Source organism: Pseudomonas sp. 10S4 (assembly GCF_034344865.1).
Taxonomy (GTDB): Bacteria; Pseudomonadota; Gammaproteobacteria; order Pseudomonadales; family Pseudomonadaceae; genus Aquipseudomonas.
This window is the reverse complement of record NZ_CP133774.1, coordinates 3,869,745-3,893,112: the sequence shown is the minus strand read 5'-3', so window position 1 is coordinate 3,893,112 and position 23,368 is coordinate 3,869,745. Positions and strand designations below refer to the sequence as shown.

Genomic DNA, 23,368 nt, shown 5'->3' with positions numbered 1-23,368 from the left:
TTATAAGTCTCGGCACTTTTAGTGACAAGCCGTTGTATGCCGACCATGAGCCAAACCGAACCGCTAGACCAAGATCCCGTGTTCCAGTTGAAGGGCAGCATGCTCGCCATTACGGTGCTGGAACTGGCCCGCAACGACCTCGAGATGCTCGATCGGCAACTGGCCGCCAAGGTCGCCCAGGCGCCGAATTTCTTCAGCAACGCGCCGCTGGTGCTGGCCCTGGACAAACTCCCGGCCAGTGAAGGCGCCGTCGATTTGCCGGGGCTGATGCGCGTCTGCCGTCAGCACGGCCTGCGCACCCTCGCGATCCGTGCCAGCCGTATCGAAGACATCGCCGCCGCCATTGCCGTCGACCTGCCAGTGCTGCCGCCGTCCGGCGCCCGTGAGCGTGCGCTGGACCCACACGAAGGCGTCGTCGTAAAAAAACCGGAAAAACCACCTGAGCCGACCATCAAACCGACGAAGGTAATCACTTCGCCAGTACGTGGTGGCCAACAGATATATGCCCAGGGTGGCGATTTGGTCGTCGTTTCGTCGGTCAGCCCGGGGGCGGAACTTCTCGCCGATGGGAACATCCATGTATACGGCCCGATGCGCGGTCGAGCACTCGCCGGGGTCAAGGGCGACTCGAAAGCGCGAATTTTCTGTCAGCAAATGAGCGCTGAACTACTCTCCATCGCGGGCCATTACAAGGTCTCCGAGGACCTGCGTCGCGATCCGTTGTGGGGCTCGGGCGTACAAGTCAGCCTGTCGGGCGACGTGTTGAACATCATTCGGCTTTAACGGATACTGCCGCATTTTCCAAGCATCTCTAAAACGTAGCGAAAACGGCTCAAACGAAGTAGGAAAAAGGCCAAAAGCAGTGTTTACCGCAGGTACGCGCCGCTCAGGACCGGATTCCAGCCAAGGCTGTCCGACTGCAGTAGTTTTTCAAGAGATGTTTTTCAGGGGCTAAATGTCCTTTTTCCTTAGGGGTGAAACACCTTGGCCAAGATTCTCGTGGTTACATCCGGCAAGGGTGGTGTGGGTAAGACCACCACCAGCGCCGCTATCGGTACCGGCCTCGCTCTGCGCGGTCACAAAACAGTTATCGTCGACTTCGACGTCGGTTTGCGTAACCTCGACCTGATCATGGGTTGCGAGCGTCGCGTGGTGTATGACTTCGTCAACGTGGTCAACGGCGAAGCCAACCTGCAGCAAGCCCTGATCAAAGACAAACGCCTGGAAAACCTCTACGTACTGGCCGCCAGTCAGACCCGCGATAAAGACGCGCTGACTGTCGAAGGCGTGGAAAAAGTCCTGATGGCGTTGAAAGAAGACTTCGAATTCGTGGTCTGCGACTCCCCGGCCGGCATCGAGAAAGGTGCTCACCTGGCCATGTACTTCGCTGATGAAGCGATTGTCGTGACCAACCCGGAAGTGTCCTCGGTACGTGACTCGGACCGCATGCTGGGCCTGCTGGCCAGCAAATCGCGCCGCGCCGAGAACGGCGAAGAGCCGATCAAGGAACACCTGCTGCTGACCCGCTACAACCCGCAACGCGTCAGCGACGGCGAAATGCTTGGCGTCGAAGACGTTAAAGAGATTCTGGCCGTGACCCTGCTGGGCGTCATTCCGGAGTCCCAAGCAGTACTGAAGGCTTCCAACTCGGGCGTGCCCGTGATTCTCGACGACCAGAGCGACGCCGGTCAGGCGTACAGCGATGCGGTCGATCGTCTGCTGGGCAAAACCGTGGAGCATCGTTTCCTCGATGTTACGAAGAAGGGCTTCTTCGAGCGCCTGTTTGGAGGTAGATAATGAATCTTTTTGACTTCTTTCGTGCCAGCAAAAAGGTCAGCACCGCGTCGGTAGCGAAAGAGCGTCTACAGATCATCGTGGCGCATGAACGCGGCCAGCGCAGTACGCCGGACTACCTGCCAGCCTTGCAGAAGGAACTGGTGGAGGTGATCCGCAAGTACGTCAATATCGGGTCCGATGACGTGCACGTCGCCCTGGAAAACCAGGGTAGCTGCTCGATTCTGGAACTCAATATCACCCTGCCTGACCGCTAGTCGGTCAGACAGGAGCCACGGCGGCTCAGATCCCTTCGGGCCTTTGTAGGAGCTGCCGAAGGCTGCGATCTTTTGATCTTGTTTTAAAAAGCAAAATCAAAAGATCGCAGCCTTCGGCAGCTCCTACATTGGACATCGAGGGTTCTGAGCCGCCGTTGGCGTTTGTTACGAGGCTGTTTTAATGCCGTTGTCCAACGTTCACATCATCCATCAAGACGATGCCGTTCTGGTGGTGAACAAACCGACCCTGTTGCTCTCTGTCCCTGGCCGGGCCGATGACAACAAGGACTGTCTGATTACCCGTCTGCAAGAAAACGGCTACCCGGAAGCGCGAATCGTCCATCGGCTGGACTGGGAAACCTCGGGCATCATCCTGCTGGCCCGTGACCCGGACACCCATCGCGAATTGTCTCGGCAATTTCACGACCGTGAAACCGAAAAGGCCTACACCGCCCTGTGCTGGGGTCAGCCGGAACTGGACAGCGGCAGCATCGACTTGCCCCTGCGCTACGACCCGCCGACCAAGCCTCGGCATGTGGTGGATCACGAGTTCGGCAAGAATGCCCTGACCTTCTGGCGTGTGTTGGAGCGTTGCGGCGATTGGTGCCGCGTCGAACTGACGCCGATCACCGGCCGCTCCCATCAGTTGCGCGTGCACATGCTGTCCATCGGTCATCCGCTGCTGGGTGACGGGCTCTACGCTCACGAACAAGCCCTGGCTGCCTGGCCACGCTTGTGCCTGCACGCCAGCATGCTCAGCTTCACCCACCCGCAAAGCGGTGAGCGTTTGCGCTTTGAGTGCCCTGCACCGTTCTGACGGGCAATGAATGGTTTATTGTGGTGAAGGGGCTTTTGTGGCGAGGGAGCTTGCTCCCGCTGGAGCGCGAAGCGCTCCCCAAAACCAGCAATGTCATTCTGTCTGGCACACCGCGCGTGCAGGTTTTACGACTGCTACGCAGCCGAGCGGGAGCAAGCTCCCTCGCCACACTAAACTTCCCACAGCACAAGTGCGGTGCCCGCCCCGCACTTTGCGCTTTCAATACGTTAAACTCCCGCCCATTGCTGTCTGGAGTTTCTTATGCGCGAAGAGTTGAACCAAGGCCTGATCGACTTCCTCAAGGCCTCCCCTACCCCGTTTCATGCCACTGCCAGCCTCGTTCAGCGTCTGGAAGCGGCGGGTTTTTCGCGTCTTGACGAGCGTGAGCCCTGGACCATCGAAAACAACGGTCGTTACTACGTCACCCGTAATGACTCCTCGATCGTCGCCTTCAAGATGGGCCGCCATTCTCCGCTGCACGGCGGCATCCGCCTGGTCGGCGCTCACACCGACAGCCCGTGCCTGCGGGTCAAGCCGCAACCCGAGCTGCAACGCCAGGGTTTCTGGCAACTGGGCGTCGAAGTCTATGGCGGCGCGCTGTTGGCACCGTGGTTTGACCGTGATTTGTCCCTGGCCGGCCGCGTGACCTTCCGCCGTGACGGCAAGGTCGAGAGCCAGTTGATCGACTTCAAGGCACCGATTGCCACCATCCCGAACCTGGCCATTCACCTCAACCGTGAAGCCAACATGGGTTGGGCAATCAACGCCCAGACCGAGCTGCCGCCAATCCTCGCGCAATTTGCCGGTGACGAGCGCGTGGACTTCCGCGCCGTGCTCACCGACCAACTCGCCCGCGAACACGGCCTCAACGCCGACGTGGTGCTCGACTACGAGCTGAGCTTCTACGACACCCAAAGTGCGGCGGTCATTGGCCTGCATGGCGACTTCATCGCCGGCGCACGCCTGGACAACCTGCTGTCGTGCTACGCCGGCCTGCAAGCGTTGCTGACCACCGAAACCGACGAAACCTGCGTGTTTGTGGCCAACGACCACGAAGAAGTCGGTTCCTGCTCGGCCTGCGGCGCTGACGGCCCGATGCTGGAGCAGACTTTGCGTCGCGTGCTGCCCGAAGGTGATGAATTCGTACGCACCATTCAGAAATCCCTGCTGGTCTCGGCTGACAACGCCCACGGCGTTCACCCCAACTACGCCGAGAAACACGACGCCAACCACGGCCCGAAACTCAACGCCGGCCCGGTGATCAAGGTCAACAGCAACCAGCGTTACGCCACCAACAGCGAAACCGCCGGGTTCTTCCGCCATCTGTGCATGGCCGAAGAAGTGCCAGTGCAGAGCTTCGTGGTGCGTAGCGACATGGGCTGTGGCTCGACCATCGGCCCGATCACCGCCAGTCATTTGGGCGTGCGCACCGTGGACATCGGCCTGCCGACCTTCGCCATGCACTCGATCCGTGAACTGTGCGGCAGCCACGACCTGGCTCACCTGGTCAAAGTGCTGAGCGCGTTCTACGCCTGCCACGAGCTTCCATAGCCCCTGTAGGAGCTGGTAGGAGCTGTCGAGGGAAACGAGGCTGCGATCCTTTGATCTTGCCTTTAAAAAGCAAAATCAAAAGATCGCAGCCTTCGGCAGCTCCTACGATTCGAAATCGACCTAAACTTTAAATATCCCCCACGACAAGGCAGTCACCCATGATTTCGATGTCTTCGTTCCACGCCATGCTCATCCCCATTCTCGCCGGGATGATCATGCTGGCAATCGGCTTTAACTTTCGTGACAAGAACGCCGGCGTCTTCGCCATGTGGGTCGGCATGCTGGTGATCCTCGCCACCGTGGTCTACAAGATCCTCGCCAAGCTCAACGAATAAATCCGTGCGCCTGGCTCGCATTGATTTTGACGGGCTCGTACACTCGGCCGATCCGCTCTTCCTAAGGTTGACCGCCTAGTGTTCGCTCGTCTTTTCGCCCTTCCGTGTTTCCTCCTAATCTGCCTGATGACGCTGCTGCCGATGGCGCCTGCCCAAGCGGTCAGTTTGCCGGGGCTGCTCAGCAACTCGGCGAAAACCCAGCCCGAAGCCCAGGAACCGCTGGGGCAATCCCTGGACGAAGTAATCAAGTCCCTGGAAAACGATCAGCAGCGGACCAAACTGCTGGCAGACCTGAAGAAACTGCGCGACGTCACCAAACAGGCCCAGCCGGCCACCGAGGTCGGTGTTCTCGGACTGATCGGCGGTACCCTGAGCAGTTTCGAAAAGCAATTTTCCGGTGCCGACAGCCCACTCACCCGCTGGTCTGAAGAGTTCGGTCTGGCCAAGGATGAACTGTCGGCCCTGATGATGCCGGCCAATGAGTGGCTGCCGATCATCTTTGCCTTCGCCATGATCCTGATGGTCTGGAGCCTGCTGGCCGCCGCCCTGATCTGGCTTGGCCATCGGGTGCGCATGCGCTTCGGCCTGACCGAAGAACTGCCGCAACACCCCAAGGCCCTCGACATGTTGCGCTTTGCCTTGCGCAAACTCGGGCCGTGGCTGATTGCCTTGGTGATGACGGTTTATATGACTTACGCACTGCCTTCGTCATTGGGCAAAAGCCTGGCGATGGTGCTGGCGTACGCGTTGGTGGTCGGCACCTGTTTTTCGGCGATCTGCGTGATTGCCTTCTCCGTGCTCGACGGCCCGCACCGCCATCGCGCCTTGTACATCCTGCGTCATCAGGCTTTCCGGCCGTTGTGGCTGATCGGCAGTTTCGCCGCGTTTGGCGAAGCCCTGAACGACCCGCGCCTGGTCGCCAGTCTTGGTGTGCACCTGGCACACACTGCCGCCACCATCGCCAACGTACTGGCGGCGCTGTCCACCGGGCTGTTCATCCTGCGCTTCCGCCGGCCCATCGCTCACCTGATCCGCAACCAGCCACTGTCCCGCCGCCTGACCCGCCGCGCCCTGAGCGACACCATCGATATCCTCGGCACCTTCTGGTATGTGCCGGCGCTGGTGCTGGTGTGCATTTCGCTGTTTGCCACGTTCATTTCGGCGGGCGACACCAGCACCGCGTTGCGCCAGTCGCTGATCTGCACCGTGCTGCTGGTGTTGTGCATGGTCATCAACGGGCTGGTACGCCGGCACTCGCTCAAACCGCAACGGACCATCAAGCGTCACGCACTGTATTCCGAGCGACTGAAAAGCTTCTGCTACACCCTCGCCCATCTGTTTGTGTGGCTGGTGTTTATCGAACTCGGCCTGCGAGTCTGGGGCATGTCACTGATTGCCTTCACCGAAGGCGAAGGCCATGACGTCAGCGTCAAACTGTTCAGCCTCGCCTTTACGCTGATTTTCGCCTGGCTGATCTGGATCCTCAGCGACACCGCGGTGCATCATGCCCTCACCCGTTCGCGCAAAGGCCTGGCCAATGCCCGGGCGCAGACCATGATGCCGCTGATCCGCAACGTGCTGTTCGTGGCGATCTTCATCATTGCGCTGATCGTCGCGCTGGCGAACATGGGCATGAACGTCACGCCACTGCTGGCCGGTGCCGGTGTGATCGGCCTGGCGATTGGTTTTGGTGCGCAATCGCTGGTCGCGGACTTGATCACCGGGCTGTTCATCATCATTGAAGACTCGCTGGCCATCGACGACTACGTGGATGTCGGCGGCCACCTCGGCACCGTCGAAGGCCTGACCATCCGTACCGTGCGTCTGCGGGACATCGACGGCATCGTGCACACGATCCCGTTCAGCGAAATCAAAAGCATCAAGAACTACTCCCGGGAATTCGGCTACGCGATCTTCCGGGTGGCGGTGCCCTACAACATGGAAATCGACGACGCGATCAAACTGATGCGCGAAGTCGGGCAGAAGATGCGCACCGATCCGCTGCAACGACGCAACATCTGGTCGCCGCTGGAGATTCAGGGTGTGGAAAGCTTCGAGTCCGGCAGTGCGATTCTTCGCGCCCGGTTCAAGACGGCGCCGATCAAGCAGTGGGAAGTTTCACGGGCGTTTAACTTGTCGCTCAAGCGGCATCTGGATGAGGCCGGGCTGGACCTGGCGACGCCGCGGATGAGTGTGCAGGTGGTCACGGCCGGCGGTGGCCCACAAAAGGAATAACAGTCACAAATTCGGGTTGGCGGTCAGACTGTCTTCGCGAGCAAGCCCGCTCCCACAGTTGGAATGCAGTCCCCTGTGGGAGCGGGCTTGCTCGCGAAGGGGTCGCCACGGCCGCGCAGATAACAGGGTCAGTCAAACCACATCGACACCCACATGAATCGCATCATGGCGCCAAAACTCCAGATCACAGTCGATCAGCCGCTCATGCTGATCATAATTGACCCGGGCAATCCGCAACCCCGGACTCCCCACCGACACCCTTAGCGCCGCCGCCGCATCCACCGACAACGACGTCGGCACGATCTCGAACCGCACCCGCCCGTAGTGCAAATCGTAGTGCCGCGCGTACAGCTCGGTAATCGACTGATTCAAATCAAACTCGAGAATCCCCGGGAAAAACTGTGGATTCAAATAGTGCTCCACATACAACACCAGACGCCCGTCGATGCGCCGCGCACGGCAAATCTGAATCACGCTCGACAACGCCGGCAACTGCAACCAGGCACACACCGCCGCCGACGCCGGCTGCAAACGCGCTGAAATCACCTCGGTGGACGGCACTCGCCCCTGGGCACTGACCATCGCGTGAAAGTGGCTGCGCTGCATCAAGTTGTAGGCCAGGCGCGGCGGCGAGACGAACCAGCCGCGGCGCTCCTCGCGATAAATCTGGCCCTGCGCTTCCAACTGTAACAACGCCTCACGCACGGTAATCCGTGTGGTCCCGAACAACTCACTGAGCTTGCGCTCGGCCGGCAGCTTGCTGCCAGCCGCCAGCAAGCCGTGGTCGAGCTGCTCCTGAAGGACCTGGCCAATGGCTGTCACTGCTTTTGTTGCCTCATCACGCATCAACGTTACCTATCTGGACTAGACCAGCACTGTTTCGGGGCAGAACCGCGCGGCAAAACCCGCTTATCGAACGTTCTGCAAGCCTAGGCAGTGCAGATGACTGAGAGATGACAGCTGCCCAACGGTCATCTTTAAATTCTTTTCAAACCCTGCAATACATCGGCCAAGTCCCTTGCGTAGCGGGCCTTTGCCCATGGTCTACGCTTACCGGGCACCCGCCAATTCCGGGCAAATAAAAGTCCTGCTGGGCGACGACCGACATGAAAGTGTCATCCACTGCCCTTAAATTGGCTCAGGTATTGCTGACCTAGACCAACACAACCGCAATCGCAGCGTTGAAAACGCCCAAAGGAGCTTCGGATGAAACAGCTTTTCCTGGCATCACTGTTAGGCTCGACCATTGCCATGTGCACCGCCGCCATGGCTGCTGATACGGATTTGAAAACTTTGGAAGCCGCTGCGAAAGCGGAAGGCGCCGTCAACAGCGTCGGCATGCCCGATGACTGGGCCAACTGGAAAGGCACCTGGGAAGACCTGGCCAAGACCTATGGCCTGAAACACATCGACACCGACATGAGCTCGGCCCAGGAAGTGGCCAAGTTCGCCGCTGAAAAAGACAACGCCAGTGCCGACATCGGCGACGTGGGCGCCGCTTTCGGCCCGATCGCCGTCAAACAAGGCGTGACCCAACCGTACAAACCAACCACCTGGGCGCAAGTCCCGGACTGGGCGAAAGACAAGGACGGCAACTGGGCCCTGGCCTACACCGGCACCATCGCTTTCATTGTGAACAAAAAACTGCTGCACGGTTCCGAAGCCCCGAAAAGCTGGGCTGACCTGAAAACCGGCAAATACAAAGTCTCCATCGGCGACGTGAGCACCGCCGCTCAAGCCGCCAACGGCGTCCTGGCCGCAGCATTGGCCAACGGCGGCGACGAAAAGAACATCCAGCCTGCATTGCTGATGTTTGCCGAGATCGCCAAGCAAGGTCGTCTGTCGCTGGCTAACCCGACCATCGCCACCATGGAGAAAGGTGAAGTCGAAGTGGGCGTGGTCTGGGACTTCAACGGCCTGAGCTACAAGGCCAAGATGACCAACCCGGATGACTACGTGGTGCTGATCCCGTCCGATGGCTCGGTGATTTCCGGCTACACCACCATCATCAACAAATACGCCAAGCATCCGAACGCAGCCAAGCTGACCCGCGAGTACATCTTCAGCGACGCCGGCCAGACCAACCTGGCGCGCGGCAACGCCCGTCCGATCCGTGCCGAGCACCTGACCCTGCCGGAAGACGTGAAAGCCAAGCTGCTGCCGAACGAGCAGTACAAAAAAGTAACGCCGATCAAAGACGCCGACGCATGGGAGAAGACCTCCAAGGCTCTGCCTCAGAAGTGGCAGGAAGAAGTCATTATCAATATGCAATAACGCGGTAGCCCAAACACTGGGGATCTAATGTGGGAGCGGGCTTGCTCGCGAAGACGGTTTCACATTCAACACATGTGTTGACTGACACACCGTCTTCGCGAGCAAGCCCGCTCCCACACTGGACCGAGTAAAACCTGAGCTTTTCGAATTACCTGTTTTGCGGAGTCATCGCCCCTATGAAGCACAACGTCATCCTTGTCGTGCTCGACGGCCTCAACTACGAGGTCGCGCGCCACGCCATGGGGCACCTGCAGGCTTACGTCGGCGCAGGACGCGCAGCGCTCTACAAACTGGAGTGCGAACTGCCGGCCCTGTCCCGACCGCTGTATGAATGCATCCTGACCGGCGTTGCGCCGATCGACAGCGGCATCGTCCACAACAACGTCTCGCGCCTGTCCAACCAGCGCAGCATCTATCACTACGCCCGCGACGCCGGCCTCGTCACCGCAGCAGCGGCCTATCACTGGATCAGCGAGCTGTACAACCGTTCGCCGTTCGTGGCCGCTCGGGACCGTCACACCGACAACCCGGAACTGCCGATCCAGCACGGGCATTTCTACTGGAGCGATCACTACCCTGACTCGCACCTGTTCGCCGACGCGGAAAACCTGCGCCTGCGTCATGCACCGAACTTTCTACTGATACACCCCATGAATATCGACGACGCCGGGCACAAGCACGGCCTCGACACCCCGCAATACCGCAACAGCGCCCGCTCGGCCGACATCATCCTGGCCGACTACCTGCAAACCTGGCTCGACGCCGGTTACCAGGTGCTGGTGACCGCCGACCACGGCATGAACAACGACCGCTCCCATAACGGCCTGTTGCCAGAGGAACGCGAAGTGCCGCTGTTCGTCCTCGGCGACGCCTTCAGTTTCAACGCCGGCGCCGCACCGAAACAGACGGAAATCTGCGGCACCGTCTGCGAACTGCTGGGCGTGGCCCACGACAAACCTGTGTGCCGGGAGCTGCTCAAGTGAACGCCATGACCCGTGGTAAATGGCTGGCAGCCTTATGCCTGGTGCCCTTCGCGATTTTCTTTATCGTGTTCGAGATCGCCCCGCTGTGCTGGGTGATGATCAACAGCGTGCAATCGGAAGAGTTCGGTTGGGGCATCGAAAACTTCACCAAGATCTTCAATTCGAAGTTCTATTTGCAGGCGATCCAGTACAGCCTGGAGATCAGTTTCTGGTCCAGCGTGTTCGGGATCATCATCGCGGTGCTCGGCGCCTACTCGCTGCGCCGGGTCGACTCGAAACTGCGCAACTTCGTCAACGCCTTCGCCAACATGACCAGCAACTTTGCCGGCGTGCCATTGGCCTTCGCCTTCATCATTCTGCTGGGCTTCAACGGCAGTTTCACCATCATGCTCAAGCAGGCCGGGGTCATTCAGGACTTCAACCTGTACTCGAAAACCGGACTGATCATTCTCTACACCTACTTCCAGATTCCCCTGGGCGTGCTGCTGCTCTATCCGGCCTTCGACGCATTGCGCGAAGACTGGCGTGAGTCCGCCGAACTGCTGGGCGCCAGTGGCTGGCAGTTCTGGCGCCACATCGGTTTGCCGGTGCTGACCCCGGCGCTGCTCGGCACCTTCGTGATCCTGCTGGCCAACGCCCTCGGCGCCTACGCCACGGTGTATGCCCTGACCACCGGCAACTTCAACGTGCTGCCGATCCGCATCGCGGCGATGGTCTCCGGCGATATTTCCCTGGACCCGAACATGGCCAGTGCCCTGGCCGTGGTGCTGGTGGCGTTGATGACCCTGGTGACCATCGTGCATCAGCTGCTGTTGAAGAGGAGCTACCATGTCTCGCGCTGAATTAGGCCCGGTCGGTGTCTATCACCGGGTCGTGGTGTATTTGCTGTTTGCCATTCTGTTACTACCGCTAGCCGGCACCTTGATTTACTCGATTGCCAGCAGTTGGTCGGCGACCATTCTGCCCAGCGGTTTTACCTTCAAGTGGTACATCCAGCTGTGGAGTGATCCGCGGTTTCTCGACGCGTTTGGCCAGTCGCTGCTGGTGTGTGTCGGCTCGCTGATCCTGTCGGTGGTGCTGATTCTGCCGCTGCTGTTTGTGGTCCATTACCACTTCCCAAAACTGGATGCGCTGATGAACATCCTGATCCTGCTGCCCTTTGCGGTGCCGCCGGTGGTGTCGTCGGTTGGGCTGCTGCAGCTCTATGGCTCCGGGCCGTTTGCAATGGTCGGTACGCCGTGGATTCTGATCGGTTGCTACTTCACCGTGGCGCTGCCGTTCATGTACCGGGCGATCACCAACAACCTGCAAGCGATCAACCTGCGCGACCTGATGGACGCCGCCCAACTGCTCGGTGCCAGCACCTGGCAAGCGGCGTTCCTGGTGGTGCTGCCGAACCTGCGCAAAGGTTTGATGGTGGCGCTGCTGCTGTCGTTCTCGTTCCTGTTCGGTGAGTTCGTGTTCGCCAACATCCTCGTCGGCACCCGCTACGAAACCCTGCAGGTCTACCTCAACAACATGCGCAACAGCAGCGGCCACTTCACCAGTGCGCTGGTGATTTCCTACTTCTTCTTCGTGCTGGTTCTGACCTGGGCGGCCAATATCTTGAACAAGGACAAAAGCGAATGAGCTATGTCAGCGTCCAACACCTACAGAAAAACTACGCCGGCACCACGGTGTTCAGCGACATCAACACTGAAATTCAGAAGGGTGAATTCGTCACCCTCCTCGGCCCGTCCGGTTGCGGCAAGTCCACGCTGCTGCGCTGCATCGCCGGGCTGACCTCGGTGGATGGCGGCAAGATCCTGCTCGATGGCGTCGACATCGTGCCATTGAGTCCGCAGAAACGCGGGATCGGCATGGTGTTCCAGAAGCTATGCACTGTTCCCGAACATGACCGTGGAACAGAACGTCGCCTTCGGTTTGCGCATGCAAAAGGTCAACGCTGACGACAGTCACAGGCGCGTTACCGAAGTGCTGAAACTGGTGGAGCTGAACGACTTCGCCGCCCGCTATCCGCATCAACTGTCCGGCGGCCAATGCCAGCGGGTTGCGCTGGCCCGTTCGCTGGTCACCCGGCCGCGGCTGTTGCTGCTGGATGAACCGTTGTCGGCCCTGGATGCGCGGATTCGCAAGCACTTGCGCGAACAGATCCGCGCAATCCAGCGCGAACTCGGCCTGACCACGATCTTCGTCACACATGACCAGGAAGAAGCCCTGACCATGTCTGACCGGATTTTCCTGATGAATCAGGGAAAGATCGTACAAAGCGGCGATGCCGAAACCCTTTACACCGCGCCAATCGATGTCTTTGCCGCCGGCTTCATCGGCAACTACAACCTGCTGGATGCCGACAGCGCGACGAAACTGCTGCAACGGCCGATCAGCGGGCGCATCGCGATTCGCCCGGAAGCCATCGAACTGAGCCTCAACGGCGAGCTCGATGCGCAGGTCCGCAGCCACAGCTTGCTGGGCAACGTGATTCGCTATCGGGTTGAAGCCCGTGGCGTGGAATTGGTGGTGGATGTGCTGAACCGCTCGGCGGCCGATCTGCATCCCGATGGTCAGCGCCTGGCACTTTCCATCGATCCAACGGCCCTGTGTGAGGTAGCCTGATGCCTTTGCTGATGTTGAAGAGAGAACTGCACTGATGGCCCTGGCAATTTTTGATCTGGACGAAACCCTGATCCACGGCGACTGCGCCACCCTCTGGAGCGAACAGATGGGCCGGCTGGGCTGGGTCGATCCTGAATCGTTCATGCGGCAGAACAACGAACTGATGGACGCCTACAGCCACGGCAAACTGCGGATGGAGGACTACATGACCTTCAGCCTGGAGCCGATGATCGGCCGCACGCCGGACGAGGTCGACCACTTGGTCGGCCCGTGGGTGGAAGACTTCATCGAACCGATTATCTTCAGCGATGCGACCAAAGCCATCGCCGCCCACCGCAAGGCCGGTGACCGGATCCTGGTGATCTCGGCCTCGGGCACGCACTTGGTCCGACCGATTGCTGATCGCCTGGGGATCGACGAGATTCTCGGCATCGAACTGGAAGTCGCGCATGGCGTATATAGCGGCCATACGGTCGGCACCCTGACCTACCGCGAAGGCAAGATCGCCCGGTTGCTGGAATGGCTGGATGCTGAAGAGGAGAACCTTGAAGGCGCGAGTTTCTACTCGGACTCGCGCAATGACTTGCCGTTGCTGCTGAAGGTGGATTTCCCGCACGTGGTCAACCCGGACCCGGTTTTACTGGAGCACGCGCAAAAGGCCAACTGGCCGATCCATATCTGGAAGTAACCCGGATCCCCTGTGGGAGCGGGCTTGCTCGCGAAAGCGGATTCACATTCAACACATGTGTGACTGACACACCGCCTTCGCGAGCAAGCCCGCTCCCACATGGATCAGGTCAGGCTGTCGTCGATCACCAGCACCAATTTCCCGGACACCTTATTGCTCGCCAACTCCGCAAACGCCGCTTCGGCATCCTTGATCGGGAAGGTCTTGGCCAACTGCGGGCTCAACCGCCCTTCAGCAAACAGCGGCCACACATGCTGGCTCAGATCACTGAACAAATCCGCCTTGAACTGATCACTACGGCTGCGCAACGTCGAACCCAATAACTGCACGCGTTTGCCCAATACCTGCGCCAAGTCCAGTTTCGCCTCGCGACCACCCATCAAACCGATCAGCACCCATCGACCATCGAGCGCGGTCAGCTTGAGGTTCAGTGCCGCGTAATTGCCGCCCACCGGATCCAGGATCACATCGAACGGCCCCAGATCATTCAGGCTGTCCAGATCCCCGGTGCGCACAACGCCACCCTGCGCCCCCAGCGCTTCGCAATAAGCCAAGCGTTCGTTAGAACCGACGCTCACCCAGCACGGGTTGCCAAAGGCCTTGCACAACTGAATGGCAGCTGAACCGATTCCACTTGCTCCGGCGTGCAGCAGAACTTTCTCACCCGGTTTGAGCCCGGCAAGATGAAACAAATTTAACCAAACAGTGGCGTACACCTCCGGCAACGCGGCCGCCTCGGCCAACGACAAACCTTCAGGCACCGGCAGCACATGCCGTCCGTCGACAACTACCTCTTCGGCCATCCCGCCCCCGGCCAGCAAGGCGCAGACCCGGTCTCCCACCTGCCAGGACGAGCCCGGACCGACCTCGCTGATCACCCCGGAACACTCAAGACCCAGCACCTGGCTGGCCCCAGGCGGTGGTGGATAAAGGCCAGCTTTTTGTAATAAATCGGCCCTATTGAGCCCCGCTGCCGCCACTCGAATGCGAACTTGTCCTACATCACACGTAGGACTCGGCTCTTCAAGCCACTCCACTCGACCTTCAACGCCTTGCAATGCTTTCACAGTGCCTCCATAGTGAGTCTGGACTGAGCCCGTAGCTGTAGCGCCGGGCTTTCTTGCATTATGCGACCGGCTCTTCACGGACCGGCGACTTCAAAGACGGCCTAATATGCGTGATCAATTGTCCCCGCGTCGAATCAGCATGAAGCATCTGTTCCCCAGCACCGCCCTCGCCCTATTTATTGGTATTGGCCTTTTGCCGGTGTCGAGCAATACGTTTGCAGCCAATAGCTGGGACAACCTTCAGCCTGATCGTGACGAAGTAATCGCCAGTCTGAACGTCGTCGAGTTGCTCAAGCGCAATCACTACAGCAAGCCGCCGCTCGACGATGCGCGCTCGGTGATCATCTACGACAGCTACCTCAAGCTGCTGGATCCGTCGCGCAGCTACTTCATGGCCAGCGACATTGCCGAATTCGACAAGTGGAAAACCCAGTTTGACGACTTCCTCAAAAGCGGCGACCTGAACGCCGGGTTCACCATCTACAAGCGCTACCTGGATCGAGTCAAATCGCGTCTGGACTTCGCCCTTGCAGAGCTGAACAAGGGCGTCGACAAGATCGACTTCACCACCAAGGAAAACTTGCTGATCGATCGCAAGGATGCCCCTTGGCTCAAGTCCACCGCAGAGCTGGACGACCTGTGGCGCAAACGCGTCAAGGACGAAGTCCTGCGGATGAAGATCTCCGGCAAGGATTCCAAGCAAATCCAGGAAACCCTGACCAAGCGCTACAAGAACCAGTTGTCGCGTCTGGACCAGACCCGTCCGGAAGATATCTTCCAGGCGTACATCAACACCTTCGCCATGTCCTACGACCCGCACACCAACTATCTGTCGCCGGATAACGCGGAGAACTTCGACATCAACATGAGCCTGTCCCTCGAAGGCATCGGCGCCGTGTTGCAGAGCGATAACGACCAGGTGAAAGTCGTGCGTCTGGTGCCGGCAGGCCCGGCCGACAAGACCAAGCAGGTTGCACCGGCCGACAAGATCATCGGCGTGGCCCAGGCCAACAAAGAGATGGTCGACGTGGTCGGCTGGCGCCTGGACGAAGTGGTCAAGCTGATCCGTGGGCCAAAAGGCACCGTGGTGCGTCTGGAAGTGATTCCGGCCAGCAATGCGCCGAGCGACCAGACCAGCAAGATCGTGTCGATCACTCGTGAAGCCGTGAAGCTTGAAGATCAGGCCGTTAAGAAGTCGATCCTCAACCTGAAACAGGACGGCAAGGACTACAAGCTCGGCGTCATCGAGATTCCGGCCTTCTACCTGGACTTCAAAGCGTTCCGCGCTGGCGATCCGGACTACAAGAGCACCACTCGCGACGTCAAGAAACTGCTGACCGAGTTGCAGAAAGACAAAGTCGACGGCGTGGTCATCGACCTGCGCAACAACGGCGGCGGCTCCTTGCAGGAAGCCACCGAGCTGACCAGTCTGTTCATCGACAAAGGCCCGACCGTACTCGTGCGTAACGCCGATGGCCGCGTCGATGTGCTGGAAGATGAGAACCCGGGCGCGTTCTACAAAGGCCCGATGGCATTGCTGGTCAACCGCTTGTCCGCCTCGGCTTCGGAGATTTTCGCCGGCGCCATGCAGGACTACCACCGCGCATTGATCATCGGCGGCCAGACCTTCGGTAAAGGCACCGTGCAGACCATTCAGCCGCTGAACCATGGCGAACTGAAACTGACCCTGGCCAAGTTCTACCGGGTTTCCGGCCAGAGCACCCAGCATCAGGGCGTACTGCCGGACGTTGATTTCCCGTCGATCATCGACACCAAGGAAATCGGCGAGAGCGCCCTGCCGGAAGCCATGCCGTGGGACACCATCAAGGCTGCCATCAAGCCTGCGGTCGACCCGTTCAAGCCTTACATCGCCGAGCTCAAATCCGAGCACGACGTACGTTCGGCCAAAGACGCAGAGTTCGTGTTTATCCGCGACAAGTTGGCCTTGGCCCAGAAACTGATGGAAGAAAAAACCGTCAGCCTCAACGAAGCCGATCGTCGCGCGCAACACACCGACATCGAAGCCAAGCAGCTGGTCATGGAAAACATCCGTCGCAAAGCCAAGGGCGAAGAACCGCTCAAAGAGCTGAAGAAAGAAGACGAAGATGCGATCGCGGCCGAGCCGGACAAGATCAAACCGGAAGACGATGCATACCTGAGCGAAACCGGTCGGGTGCTGCTGGATTACTTGAAACTGAGCAATCAGGTGGCCAAGCACTAAGATGATGGCAATTTAATGCTGACGCTCCCCGGAGCGTCATCAAATAGTCATCATTCTGTCGTGAAATACAGGACTGGGCGCCCTCTTTAACCAAGAGCGCGCCCAGTCCTTTTTTTATCGCCAGAGAACGCCATGACCACAACCGAACAGCTGAGTGCCTTGAGTTCAATTCTGGCTCAAAGCGGTTTGCACAGTCTGTTCCAGCCAATCATCTCCCTCTCTGAACGACGCATCGTCGGCTATGAAGCCCTTAGCCGTGGCCCCTCCAACAGTCCGCTGCACTCCCCTATTGCGCTGTTCGCCGTGGCCCGTCAGGCCGGGCGCCTCAATGAACTGGAAATTGCTTGCCGGGAAAGTGCCTGTCGCCGGTTCAACGAACAGCAACTGCCGGGCAAACTGTTTCTCAACGTCTCTCCCGAATCACTGCTCGAAGCCGCTCACCAACCCGGTCGCACCCTGCAACTGCTGCAGGATTTCGGCATACCGCCGAGCCAAGTGGTGATCGAACTCACCGAACAGACCCCGACAGACGATTTCCAGCTGCTGCAAAATGCCTTGCATCACTATCGGGCGATGGGGTTTTCCATCGCGCTGGATGATCTCGGCGCAGGGTATTCGAGTCTGCGCTTGTGGTCGGAACTGCGGCCGGACTACGTAAAGATTGATCGGCACTTCATCGACGGCATCCACCAAGACGCGCTCAAGCGTGAGTTCGTCGGCTCGATCCTGCAAATCGCCAAGGCGTCCCGTGCGCAAGTGATCGCCGAAGGCATCGAACTGCCGGAAGAACTCGCGGTGCTGACCGAGATGGGTGTGGACCTGGTGCAAGGCTATCTGCTCTGCCGCCCGCAGGAACATCCGCCACGGGATGCCCGCACGCTGATGCCCAAACAGGAAAGCACCACCGTCGCGCTGAACGACGAAGGCAGCGACCTCAGCGCCCTGCTCAACGACCAACCCGCCGTGGACCGCGACACCCCGACGGCCGCCGTGCTGGAAGCCTTCCGCCGCCAAGCCAACCTGAACTCCCTGGCGGTGCTCGACGAGCTAGGTCAGCCGTGCGGCATCGTTCATCGGCATTCGCTCTCTGACGCACTGCTCAAGCCGTTTGCCACCGACCTGTTCGCCCGCAAACCCATCAGCCGCTTGATGAACGACGACTTCCTCGCGGTCGAGATGAGCCAGTCGCTGCAACAAGTCAGCCGCCTGATCACCAGCCGCGCCCGGCAACGCATCGAAGAAGACTTCATCATCACCCTCAACGGAGGTTACCTGGGACTGGGCCGGGTTATCGACGTGCTCAAACTGATTACCGAATTGAAAATCCAGCAAGCCCGCTACGCCAACCCACTGACCCTGCTGCCCGGCAACGTGCCGATCCAGCAATGCCTGACGCGGCTGCTGCAACAAGCGCGGGAATCGGTGATCTGCTACGTCGACATCGACAGCTTCAAACCCTTCAACGACATCTACGGCTACGGCCGCGGGGATGAAGTCCTACTCTGCCTGGCGCAATGCCTGAACGACCGCGTCGACCCATCCCGCGACTTCGTCGGCCATATCGGCGGCGACGACTTCCTGATGGTGCTGGGTCCGGAAGACTGGCGCAAACGCCTGAACCAACTGCTCGACGATTTCCAAAGCCAATGTCGGCGCTTCTACCGCAGTGAACACCTCGAAGCCGGCTGCTTCATCGCGCCCAACCGCCAAGGCGTACGGCAAGAATTTCCGTTGTTGTCGTTGTCGATTGGCGTGGTGCATTTGCACCCTGAGGCCTGTGCCGGGCTTGATGCAAGCCTGCTGGCGGAGATGGCATCACAGGCCAAACACCACGCGAAAAATGTGCCGGGGTATAGCGTGCATGTGATTGATAGCCTGGCGGTGCCAATGGCCGAAGAAGCGTTGGTTGCCGGGCATCGGTGATCGCCACAAAAAGATCGCAGCCTTCGGCAGCTCCTACAGAACAATGATGTACATCCCGTAGGAGCTGCCGAAGGCTGCGATCTTTTGATCTTGATCTGGTGGCAAGGGACCTGCCCCGCAAGCCCGCGAAGCCGCCAAAAATATCTCAGCACCCCTAAACCCTGTGGCGAGGGAGCTTGCTCCCGCTGGGCTGCGCAGCAGCCCCAAAACCAGCACCCCAGACTTTCCAGGCACACCACAGTGCTTGGTTTGACGGCTGCTGCGCAGCCGAACGGGAGCAAGCGCCCTCGCCACAAAAACAGCGCTAGACGCTACTCCGAAGGCATCGCCCGCAACCGCCGCCCAATCACATCCAGCACATCACACCCATCGCGCAGCGGAATGGCACAGAGCAAAGCAAAGTCGCTGAGGATGAAGGATTCACAGTCAATCGAACCGCGCATGGACAGGTTCTCTAACACCTGGGTGACGGCGCGGATTCGGTAGTTGGCGGCGTCATACAGAACATCAACTGGCGCATGGGTGTCGACGAACAAGGTGGGCATTTCACTGCAGTTGCTGGTGAGTGCCATGAAGCGGTTTTTGGGGTGGGGAATGTGTTTTTCGTACGGCGGGTCGGGGTGAAGATTTTTCATGCTTTTAACCTCTGGTAGTCAGTGGAGCTACCATCAGCCTTCCTACAGGCTTGGGTGGCAGCTATACGCGGGGTAGGAATATCGAGACCAGAGAACTCGACCACACCGAAGCGTGCCCGCGCACAGCCGCCGCTGCTGATATTACGGGCGCACGTTAACGGCCGCAAATCAGGATCGACGCCAAAGCGTTTCTCATGGTCTGGAAGGGTTCCTACACCCTGTCACTGAAAATGCAGTGACCACCAAAGCCTACCGATTGAATCCACCGCGCACCAGTTCATCAAAACCGCTACGACTTGAAGGAAATTTCCGAAGACCTTGCCCAGAAATTCGCCAAAAAAAGAAAGTAGATGTGGCGAAAGCTTTTACTGAAGCCGAGTTTGATTCCTTCACCCGTTGGGTGACCGCTTTTGACCCAAGACGAACGTCATCGAATGGGCTGCGTCTCGTCCTGGCGGGGAATACTTACTGCATGCACCGTTCACGCTGCGCTTACTAAAAATAAGTTCTCGTGGCGGAAACTTAGTTTGGGATGCTCAGTCTGTATTAGTAATGGCAGGCCGCCACCATTTTTTGATTTGATCAGCTGTGCAAAGCAGACTTTTCTTCCTAGCCTGATTGAGGAGCTCTAGACAAAAAGCCACTCACAAATACTCTTGCATGAAATACATCAATCGTTTTCCTAATTATTTTCGCCAGTGATCTCGAGACCTCTCAAGGAACTATCATGAAGCTGAAGGTTTTTCTGCTGAGTTCGATTCTGTTTGCTTCGCCATTGCATCAAGCCTTTGCCGATAGTTGCAGCGCAAACTATAATGGCGGACAAGACTGTCATTACGATAATGGAACAACTTCTCGCAGCAGCGCGAATTACAATGGTGGACAGGATACAACCTACAGCGATGGCCGTTCATCCCGCAGCAGTGCGAACTATAATGGCGGACAGGATACAACCTACAGCGATGGCCGCACGTCTCGCAGCAGCGCAAACTATAACGGTGGGCAGGATACAACCTACAGCGACGGCCTTTCGTCTCGCAGCAGCGCAAACTATAACGGCGGGCAGGATACAACCTACAGCGACGGCCGTTCGTCCCGCAGCAGCACGAACTATAATGGTGGACAAGATACGCGGAATTAGAACAAAAACTTATGGCATGAGCTTGGCTTTTGGTGTCGGAGGTTAAATAAACCTTTCCTGTGGGGTCTAGGAAAAAGTGCAAAAAACAAGGGAGTGTATTTATTTTTCACTGAAGAATAGATCCGTCCACTTTTTTAACTTGTATTAATCCGAGATTGTTCATGGCGATGTGCCCGCGAGAGGTCGACGGGCTCACCGGCATTGTCCCACAAGCCCTCAAACCTGAAATAGCTCTTAGATTTCTGTGCCTACCTCTCAATTCAAAAATCATCGATTTTTTGAAATCACACCATTCATGTATTGGTTTAAATCGCGCAGATCATTAATCCTCCATGAGTACGGCGATAGCTTTACACCATTCTCTCGCAAAGTTTTTGGAATCAAGTCTCCATTTGGACGAAGTATTATCGACGAAACAATCACGCCCGGATAATCATTTAATCGTTTTTTGAAAGCGGATGTTGTTAGATCAGGTGTTGGAGGATTGCTTTTATTAGCCAATGGTCCTGTTGCTTTGAGATCTACTCCGTGGCACATGGTGCATCGCTGCAAATAGAGATTTTTTCCATTAACATTATCCGCGAAGGATAGTGATGTTTGAATTAGCGATAAAACCCCTAGCGAAGCGATGAATAATATTTTCATTGTTTTTATCTTCCTTGATGGATCAGCGTCGATTGGACCCGATTTGGTACGCGGGAAAAATATCAGCCATCGTATCGGCACACACAGTCATTTCTGATACCCATTGAATCAACTCGTTTTCCAGGTGCATCCCAGTGACCATTGCTTCTGGCCGATAGCAGACCTCCACGACAGTGAGCCATCAGCCCAGTGCAGTTAAATCTACGGCAATTGTTATGCGGTCGTCTAACTGGCATACACGCTACTATCCCGCGACAGTAGTTTTCGCACGAAGTCTATTTAGCAAGGCAGGCCGTCACCGCTTCCTCAAGCATGTCCACCAATTCCGAATCCATGAATTGGTAATCATCAGGAATATCCAGACAGTAAATCCGCTTGTATTCCAGCAACCGGGCGTATCCTGCCTGAAGACGATGCAGGTGTTTGCGCTCCATGACGAAGATTACATCGGCCCAGCGGATATCCGCCGGGCCGATGGGTTTACGTGCGCTTGGGCTAGTGCCCGCCGAGCGAGCATCGAAGCCGGGGCGGCGGCGCCAGATCGCTTCCGCAGTGGGGCTACGCCATTGGTTACGGCTGCAGACGAACAGGAGGTTAGTCACTCTTGATCCAACAGTTGGCGGGTGGTGCGGATGGGATAGCTCATGCCGAGTTGGCGTGCCCTGAGTAGCTTGGCGGCACGGATGTACATCAGCTTCCAGTTCTTTTCTGGCTTGATTTTCAGCGGACGAACCGCTCTGTCACTGCCGTGTTTATTGGCCTGTGAGCGTCTCCAGGCGCGGGTTCTTTCCATGGTCATGTCCTCGTGAGTACCGGGTTCAGCAGCCGCGGTAATACGTAGTGTGGGCGTATGGTAAGCGTGAATCGGGGCAGTGGCTAGGTGGATGTAATACTCGAAATCAGCAGCGGCATGTAACGAGGAGCGTCACGGGCTGCATTCCCACGCGGAGCGTGGGAACGATCAATTAATGCGCAGTATCGCCACTCACCAACCCTTTCAACTTGATCTCCGCCAACGGATGCCCAGCCTGCACCGCAATCCGCCAAAACCGCGCGGCCTCCACCGGGTCCGGCGCTTTGCTCGGCGTCCCCGCCAAACTGATCACCCCAATCTGATACGCCGCTTTGCCATCCCCCGCCAACGCCGCCAAACGCAGCAATCGCACGCCTTCCTCACGAGCACCAAGCCCAACACCGCGAAAGGTCAGGATGTGGCCATAGAAGCTCTGGGCGCCGACATTGCCGAGGTTGGCCATGCGGGCGAATTGGCCCTCGAGCCATTTCCAGCCTCGGGGCTGTCGCACAAACCATGACCAATGAAACAACCGGCGGGCCAGCCAGTAACCGGCCCGCGCTTTGAGGCGTAAAAACACTCAGGCCTCCGCTGATTCTGGGTACTCGTATTCGAACACGCGCACCACTTCCGAAGCATGCCAGGACGCGGCGGCGACGCCGTCGGACGGGCCGGAGAAACGTCCCAGGCGTTCGACGCATTCGAAGAAGCCGGTGCGTGGCAGGCGACTGGCGCCCTGGCTGATCACCAGCGAGCTGCGCAGTGGCTGCTCGGCCTTGGCGTCCAGTGCGGCGAGGTGTTCAAGGGCTGCGGTCAGGGTTTGCATGGCCGGCGTCGGCAACTGCAATCGCTCGAGCAGCGCTCGGTAAGTCAGCAGATGGCGCTGGCGGCGCGCCTGATCCAGTTCACCCAGCAACCCGTCCCAATGTTGACGACTGATGCGTACGCTCACGATTCATCCCTCCACCCTGGCACCGTCAATTCCCAGGCCAGGCTGCGGCGAATCGCAGCGTCGGGTTGACGCTCGCCACTTTCGATCAAGGCCAGATAAGACGGGCTGATGCCTACCGTGCGGGCGAGCGCCTCAATGGCGATGCCCTTCCCTTCGCGCAATTTGCGGAGTTGATCCAGACCCGGAAGGATCTGGTCTGCAACGACTGCCGGACGCTCTACGGCGGCCCTTGGCGGTTGTTGCTCGATGCCTGCTGCTTTCAGTAAAGCCTGGTACTGAGCCCAAGGTAGAACCGCATATTCGGGCTCGCCTTCGCGTGTGATTATCTGAATATCCATGACTTCCCCGTAGGACAACGACACTTAGCGAGTCGGCACTTTTCCCTTGAAGTGTAATCCTAACAGCGGCCAAGGTCGCGGGGGCATGAAACTATGGCTGAAA

General features: G+C 58.3%; 24 protein-coding genes and 1 pseudogene. 16 read left to right on the top strand and 9 right to left on the bottom strand.

What is annotated here, in order from left to right:
* Positions 1–45: 45 nt before the first annotated feature.
* From minC to RHM58_RS18175, 7 genes are all read left to right on the top strand, one after another.
* A complete protein-coding gene (minC, locus tag RHM58_RS18205; protein ID WP_322267826.1) occupies positions 46–783 on the top strand; it encodes a septum site-determining protein MinC in 738 nt (245 codons plus the stop codon).
* 201 nt (positions 784–984) lie between these two features.
* On the top strand, positions 985–1,797 hold the full coding sequence (gene minD / locus RHM58_RS18200) for a septum site-determining protein MinD (protein WP_150631077.1): 813 nt from the start codon (positions 985–987) through the stop codon (positions 1,795–1,797).
* Positions 1,797–2,051 (top strand): cell division topological specificity factor MinE, encoded by a 255-nt coding sequence (gene minE / locus RHM58_RS18195; RefSeq protein WP_007898843.1) that lies wholly within the window; start codon positions 1,797–1,799, stop codon positions 2,049–2,051. The genes minD and minE overlap by 1 nt, the downstream gene beginning before the upstream one ends.
* Positions 2,052–2,232: 181 nt before the next feature.
* Complete coding sequence (locus RHM58_RS18190; protein WP_201194812.1) at positions 2,233–2,868, top strand: RluA family pseudouridine synthase; 636 nt, start codon at positions 2,233–2,235, stop codon at positions 2,866–2,868.
* 261 nt (positions 2,869–3,129) lie between these two features.
* A complete protein-coding gene (locus RHM58_RS18185; protein WP_201201958.1) occupies positions 3,130–4,419 on the top strand; it encodes a M18 family aminopeptidase in 1,290 nt (429 codons plus the stop codon).
* A gap of 158 nt (positions 4,420–4,577) precedes the next feature.
* A complete protein-coding gene (locus RHM58_RS18180) occupies positions 4,578–4,754 on the top strand; it encodes a hypothetical protein (protein ID WP_201201957.1) in 177 nt (58 codons plus the stop codon).
* A 78-nt stretch (positions 4,755–4,832) separates the two neighbouring features.
* Positions 4,833–6,989, top strand: coding sequence for a mechanosensitive ion channel domain-containing protein (locus RHM58_RS18175; protein WP_201255947.1), 2,157 nt, complete (start codon positions 4,833–4,835; stop codon positions 6,987–6,989).
* A gap of 132 nt (positions 6,990–7,121) precedes the next feature.
* On the opposite strand, the gene RHM58_RS18170 is transcribed toward RHM58_RS18175, so the two are convergent.
* Entirely contained in the window at positions 7,122–7,835 is a 714-nt protein-coding gene (locus RHM58_RS18170) for a UTRA domain-containing protein (RefSeq protein WP_201201950.1), read from the bottom strand.
* Between the two features lie 360 nt (positions 7,836–8,195).
* Here RHM58_RS18170 and RHM58_RS18165 point away from each other — a divergent pair, with 360 nt between their 5' ends.
* The 6 genes and pseudogenes from RHM58_RS18165 (at position 8,196) to RHM58_RS18140 (ending at position 13,550) form a co-directional block, all read left to right on the top strand.
* Positions 8,196–9,263 carry an ABC transporter substrate-binding protein gene (locus RHM58_RS18165; RefSeq protein ID WP_201255948.1) on the top strand — a complete coding sequence of 356 codons (1,068 nt, stop codon included), beginning with the start codon at positions 8,196–8,198 and terminating at the stop codon, positions 9,261–9,263.
* A 176-nt stretch (positions 9,264–9,439) separates the two neighbouring features.
* On the top strand, positions 9,440–10,246 hold the full coding sequence (locus RHM58_RS18160; RefSeq protein ID WP_322267825.1) for an alkaline phosphatase family protein: 807 nt from the start codon (positions 9,440–9,442) through the stop codon (positions 10,244–10,246).
* A gap of 5 nt (positions 10,247–10,251) precedes the next feature.
* Positions 10,252–11,088 (top strand): ABC transporter permease, encoded by an 837-nt coding sequence (locus RHM58_RS18155; protein ID WP_201205184.1) that lies wholly within the window; start codon positions 10,252–10,254, stop codon positions 11,086–11,088.
* Positions 11,075–11,875: an ABC transporter permease gene (locus RHM58_RS18150; protein WP_008005677.1), complete on the top strand. Its 801-nt coding sequence runs from the start codon at positions 11,075–11,077 to the stop codon at positions 11,873–11,875. Before RHM58_RS18155 ends, RHM58_RS18150 begins: the two co-directional genes overlap by 14 nt.
* A pseudogene (locus RHM58_RS18145) lies at positions 11,872–12,862 on the top strand (ABC transporter ATP-binding protein). Before RHM58_RS18150 ends, RHM58_RS18145 begins: the two are co-directional and overlap by 4 nt.
* A 34-nt stretch (positions 12,863–12,896) precedes the next feature.
* A complete protein-coding gene (locus RHM58_RS18140; protein WP_322267824.1) occupies positions 12,897–13,550 on the top strand; it encodes an HAD family hydrolase in 654 nt (217 codons plus the stop codon).
* Between the two features lie 104 nt (positions 13,551–13,654).
* Here RHM58_RS18140 and RHM58_RS18135 read toward each other — a convergent pair whose 3' ends face one another.
* Positions 13,655–14,617 carry a zinc-binding dehydrogenase gene (locus tag RHM58_RS18135; protein WP_201201944.1) on the bottom strand — a complete coding sequence of 321 codons (963 nt, stop codon included), beginning with the start codon at positions 14,615–14,617 and terminating at the stop codon, positions 13,655–13,657.
* A 139-nt stretch (positions 14,618–14,756) separates the two neighbouring features.
* Here RHM58_RS18135 and RHM58_RS18130 point away from each other — a divergent pair, with 139 nt between their 5' ends.
* Positions 14,757–16,838: a carboxy terminal-processing peptidase gene (locus RHM58_RS18130; RefSeq protein WP_201205182.1), complete on the top strand. Its 2,082-nt coding sequence runs from the start codon at positions 14,757–14,759 to the stop codon at positions 16,836–16,838.
* A 132-nt stretch (positions 16,839–16,970) separates the two neighbouring features.
* Entirely contained in the window at positions 16,971–18,761 is a 1,791-nt protein-coding gene (locus RHM58_RS18125; protein WP_201255949.1) for a bifunctional diguanylate cyclase/phosphodiesterase, read from the top strand.
* Positions 18,762–19,072: 311 nt separating this feature from the next.
* Here RHM58_RS18125 and RHM58_RS18120 read toward each other — a convergent pair whose 3' ends face one another.
* Positions 19,073–19,396, bottom strand: a complete 324-nt coding sequence (locus RHM58_RS18120; protein ID WP_201255950.1) for a hypothetical protein — start codon at positions 19,394–19,396, stop codon at positions 19,073–19,075.
* A 727-nt stretch (positions 19,397–20,123) separates the two neighbouring features.
* On the opposite strand from RHM58_RS18120, the gene RHM58_RS18115 reads away from it, so the two are divergent.
* Positions 20,124–20,537, top strand: coding sequence for a hypothetical protein (locus RHM58_RS18115; RefSeq protein WP_201255951.1), 414 nt, complete (start codon positions 20,124–20,126; stop codon positions 20,535–20,537).
* A 267-nt stretch (positions 20,538–20,804) separates the two neighbouring features.
* Here RHM58_RS18115 and RHM58_RS18110 read toward each other — a convergent pair whose 3' ends face one another.
* The 6 genes from RHM58_RS18110 to RHM58_RS18085 form a co-directional block, all read right to left on the bottom strand.
* On the bottom strand, positions 20,805–21,182 hold the full coding sequence (locus RHM58_RS18110; RefSeq protein ID WP_201255952.1) for a c-type cytochrome: 378 nt from the start codon (positions 21,180–21,182) through the stop codon (positions 20,805–20,807).
* A 275-nt stretch (positions 21,183–21,457) separates the two neighbouring features.
* Positions 21,458–21,784 (bottom strand): low molecular weight protein tyrosine phosphatase family protein, encoded by a 327-nt coding sequence (locus RHM58_RS18105; protein WP_201255953.1) that lies wholly within the window; start codon positions 21,782–21,784, stop codon positions 21,458–21,460.
* Positions 21,781–21,975: a hypothetical protein gene (locus RHM58_RS18100; RefSeq protein ID WP_322267823.1), complete on the bottom strand. Its 195-nt coding sequence runs from the start codon at positions 21,973–21,975 to the stop codon at positions 21,781–21,783. Before RHM58_RS18100 ends, RHM58_RS18105 begins: the two co-directional genes overlap by 4 nt.
* A gap of 172 nt (positions 21,976–22,147) precedes the next feature.
* On the bottom strand, positions 22,148–22,555 hold the full coding sequence (locus tag RHM58_RS18095; RefSeq protein WP_201255954.1) for a sel1 repeat family protein: 408 nt from the start codon (positions 22,553–22,555) through the stop codon (positions 22,148–22,150).
* Positions 22,556–22,927 (bottom strand): hypothetical protein, encoded by a 372-nt coding sequence (locus tag RHM58_RS18090; protein WP_003223109.1) that lies wholly within the window; start codon positions 22,925–22,927, stop codon positions 22,556–22,558. It lies immediately after the preceding gene.
* Positions 22,924–23,265, bottom strand: a complete 342-nt coding sequence (locus tag RHM58_RS18085; RefSeq protein WP_201201939.1) for a helix-turn-helix domain-containing protein — start codon at positions 23,263–23,265, stop codon at positions 22,924–22,926. Before RHM58_RS18085 ends, RHM58_RS18090 begins: the two co-directional genes overlap by 4 nt.
* Positions 23,266–23,368 lie beyond the last annotated feature (103 nt).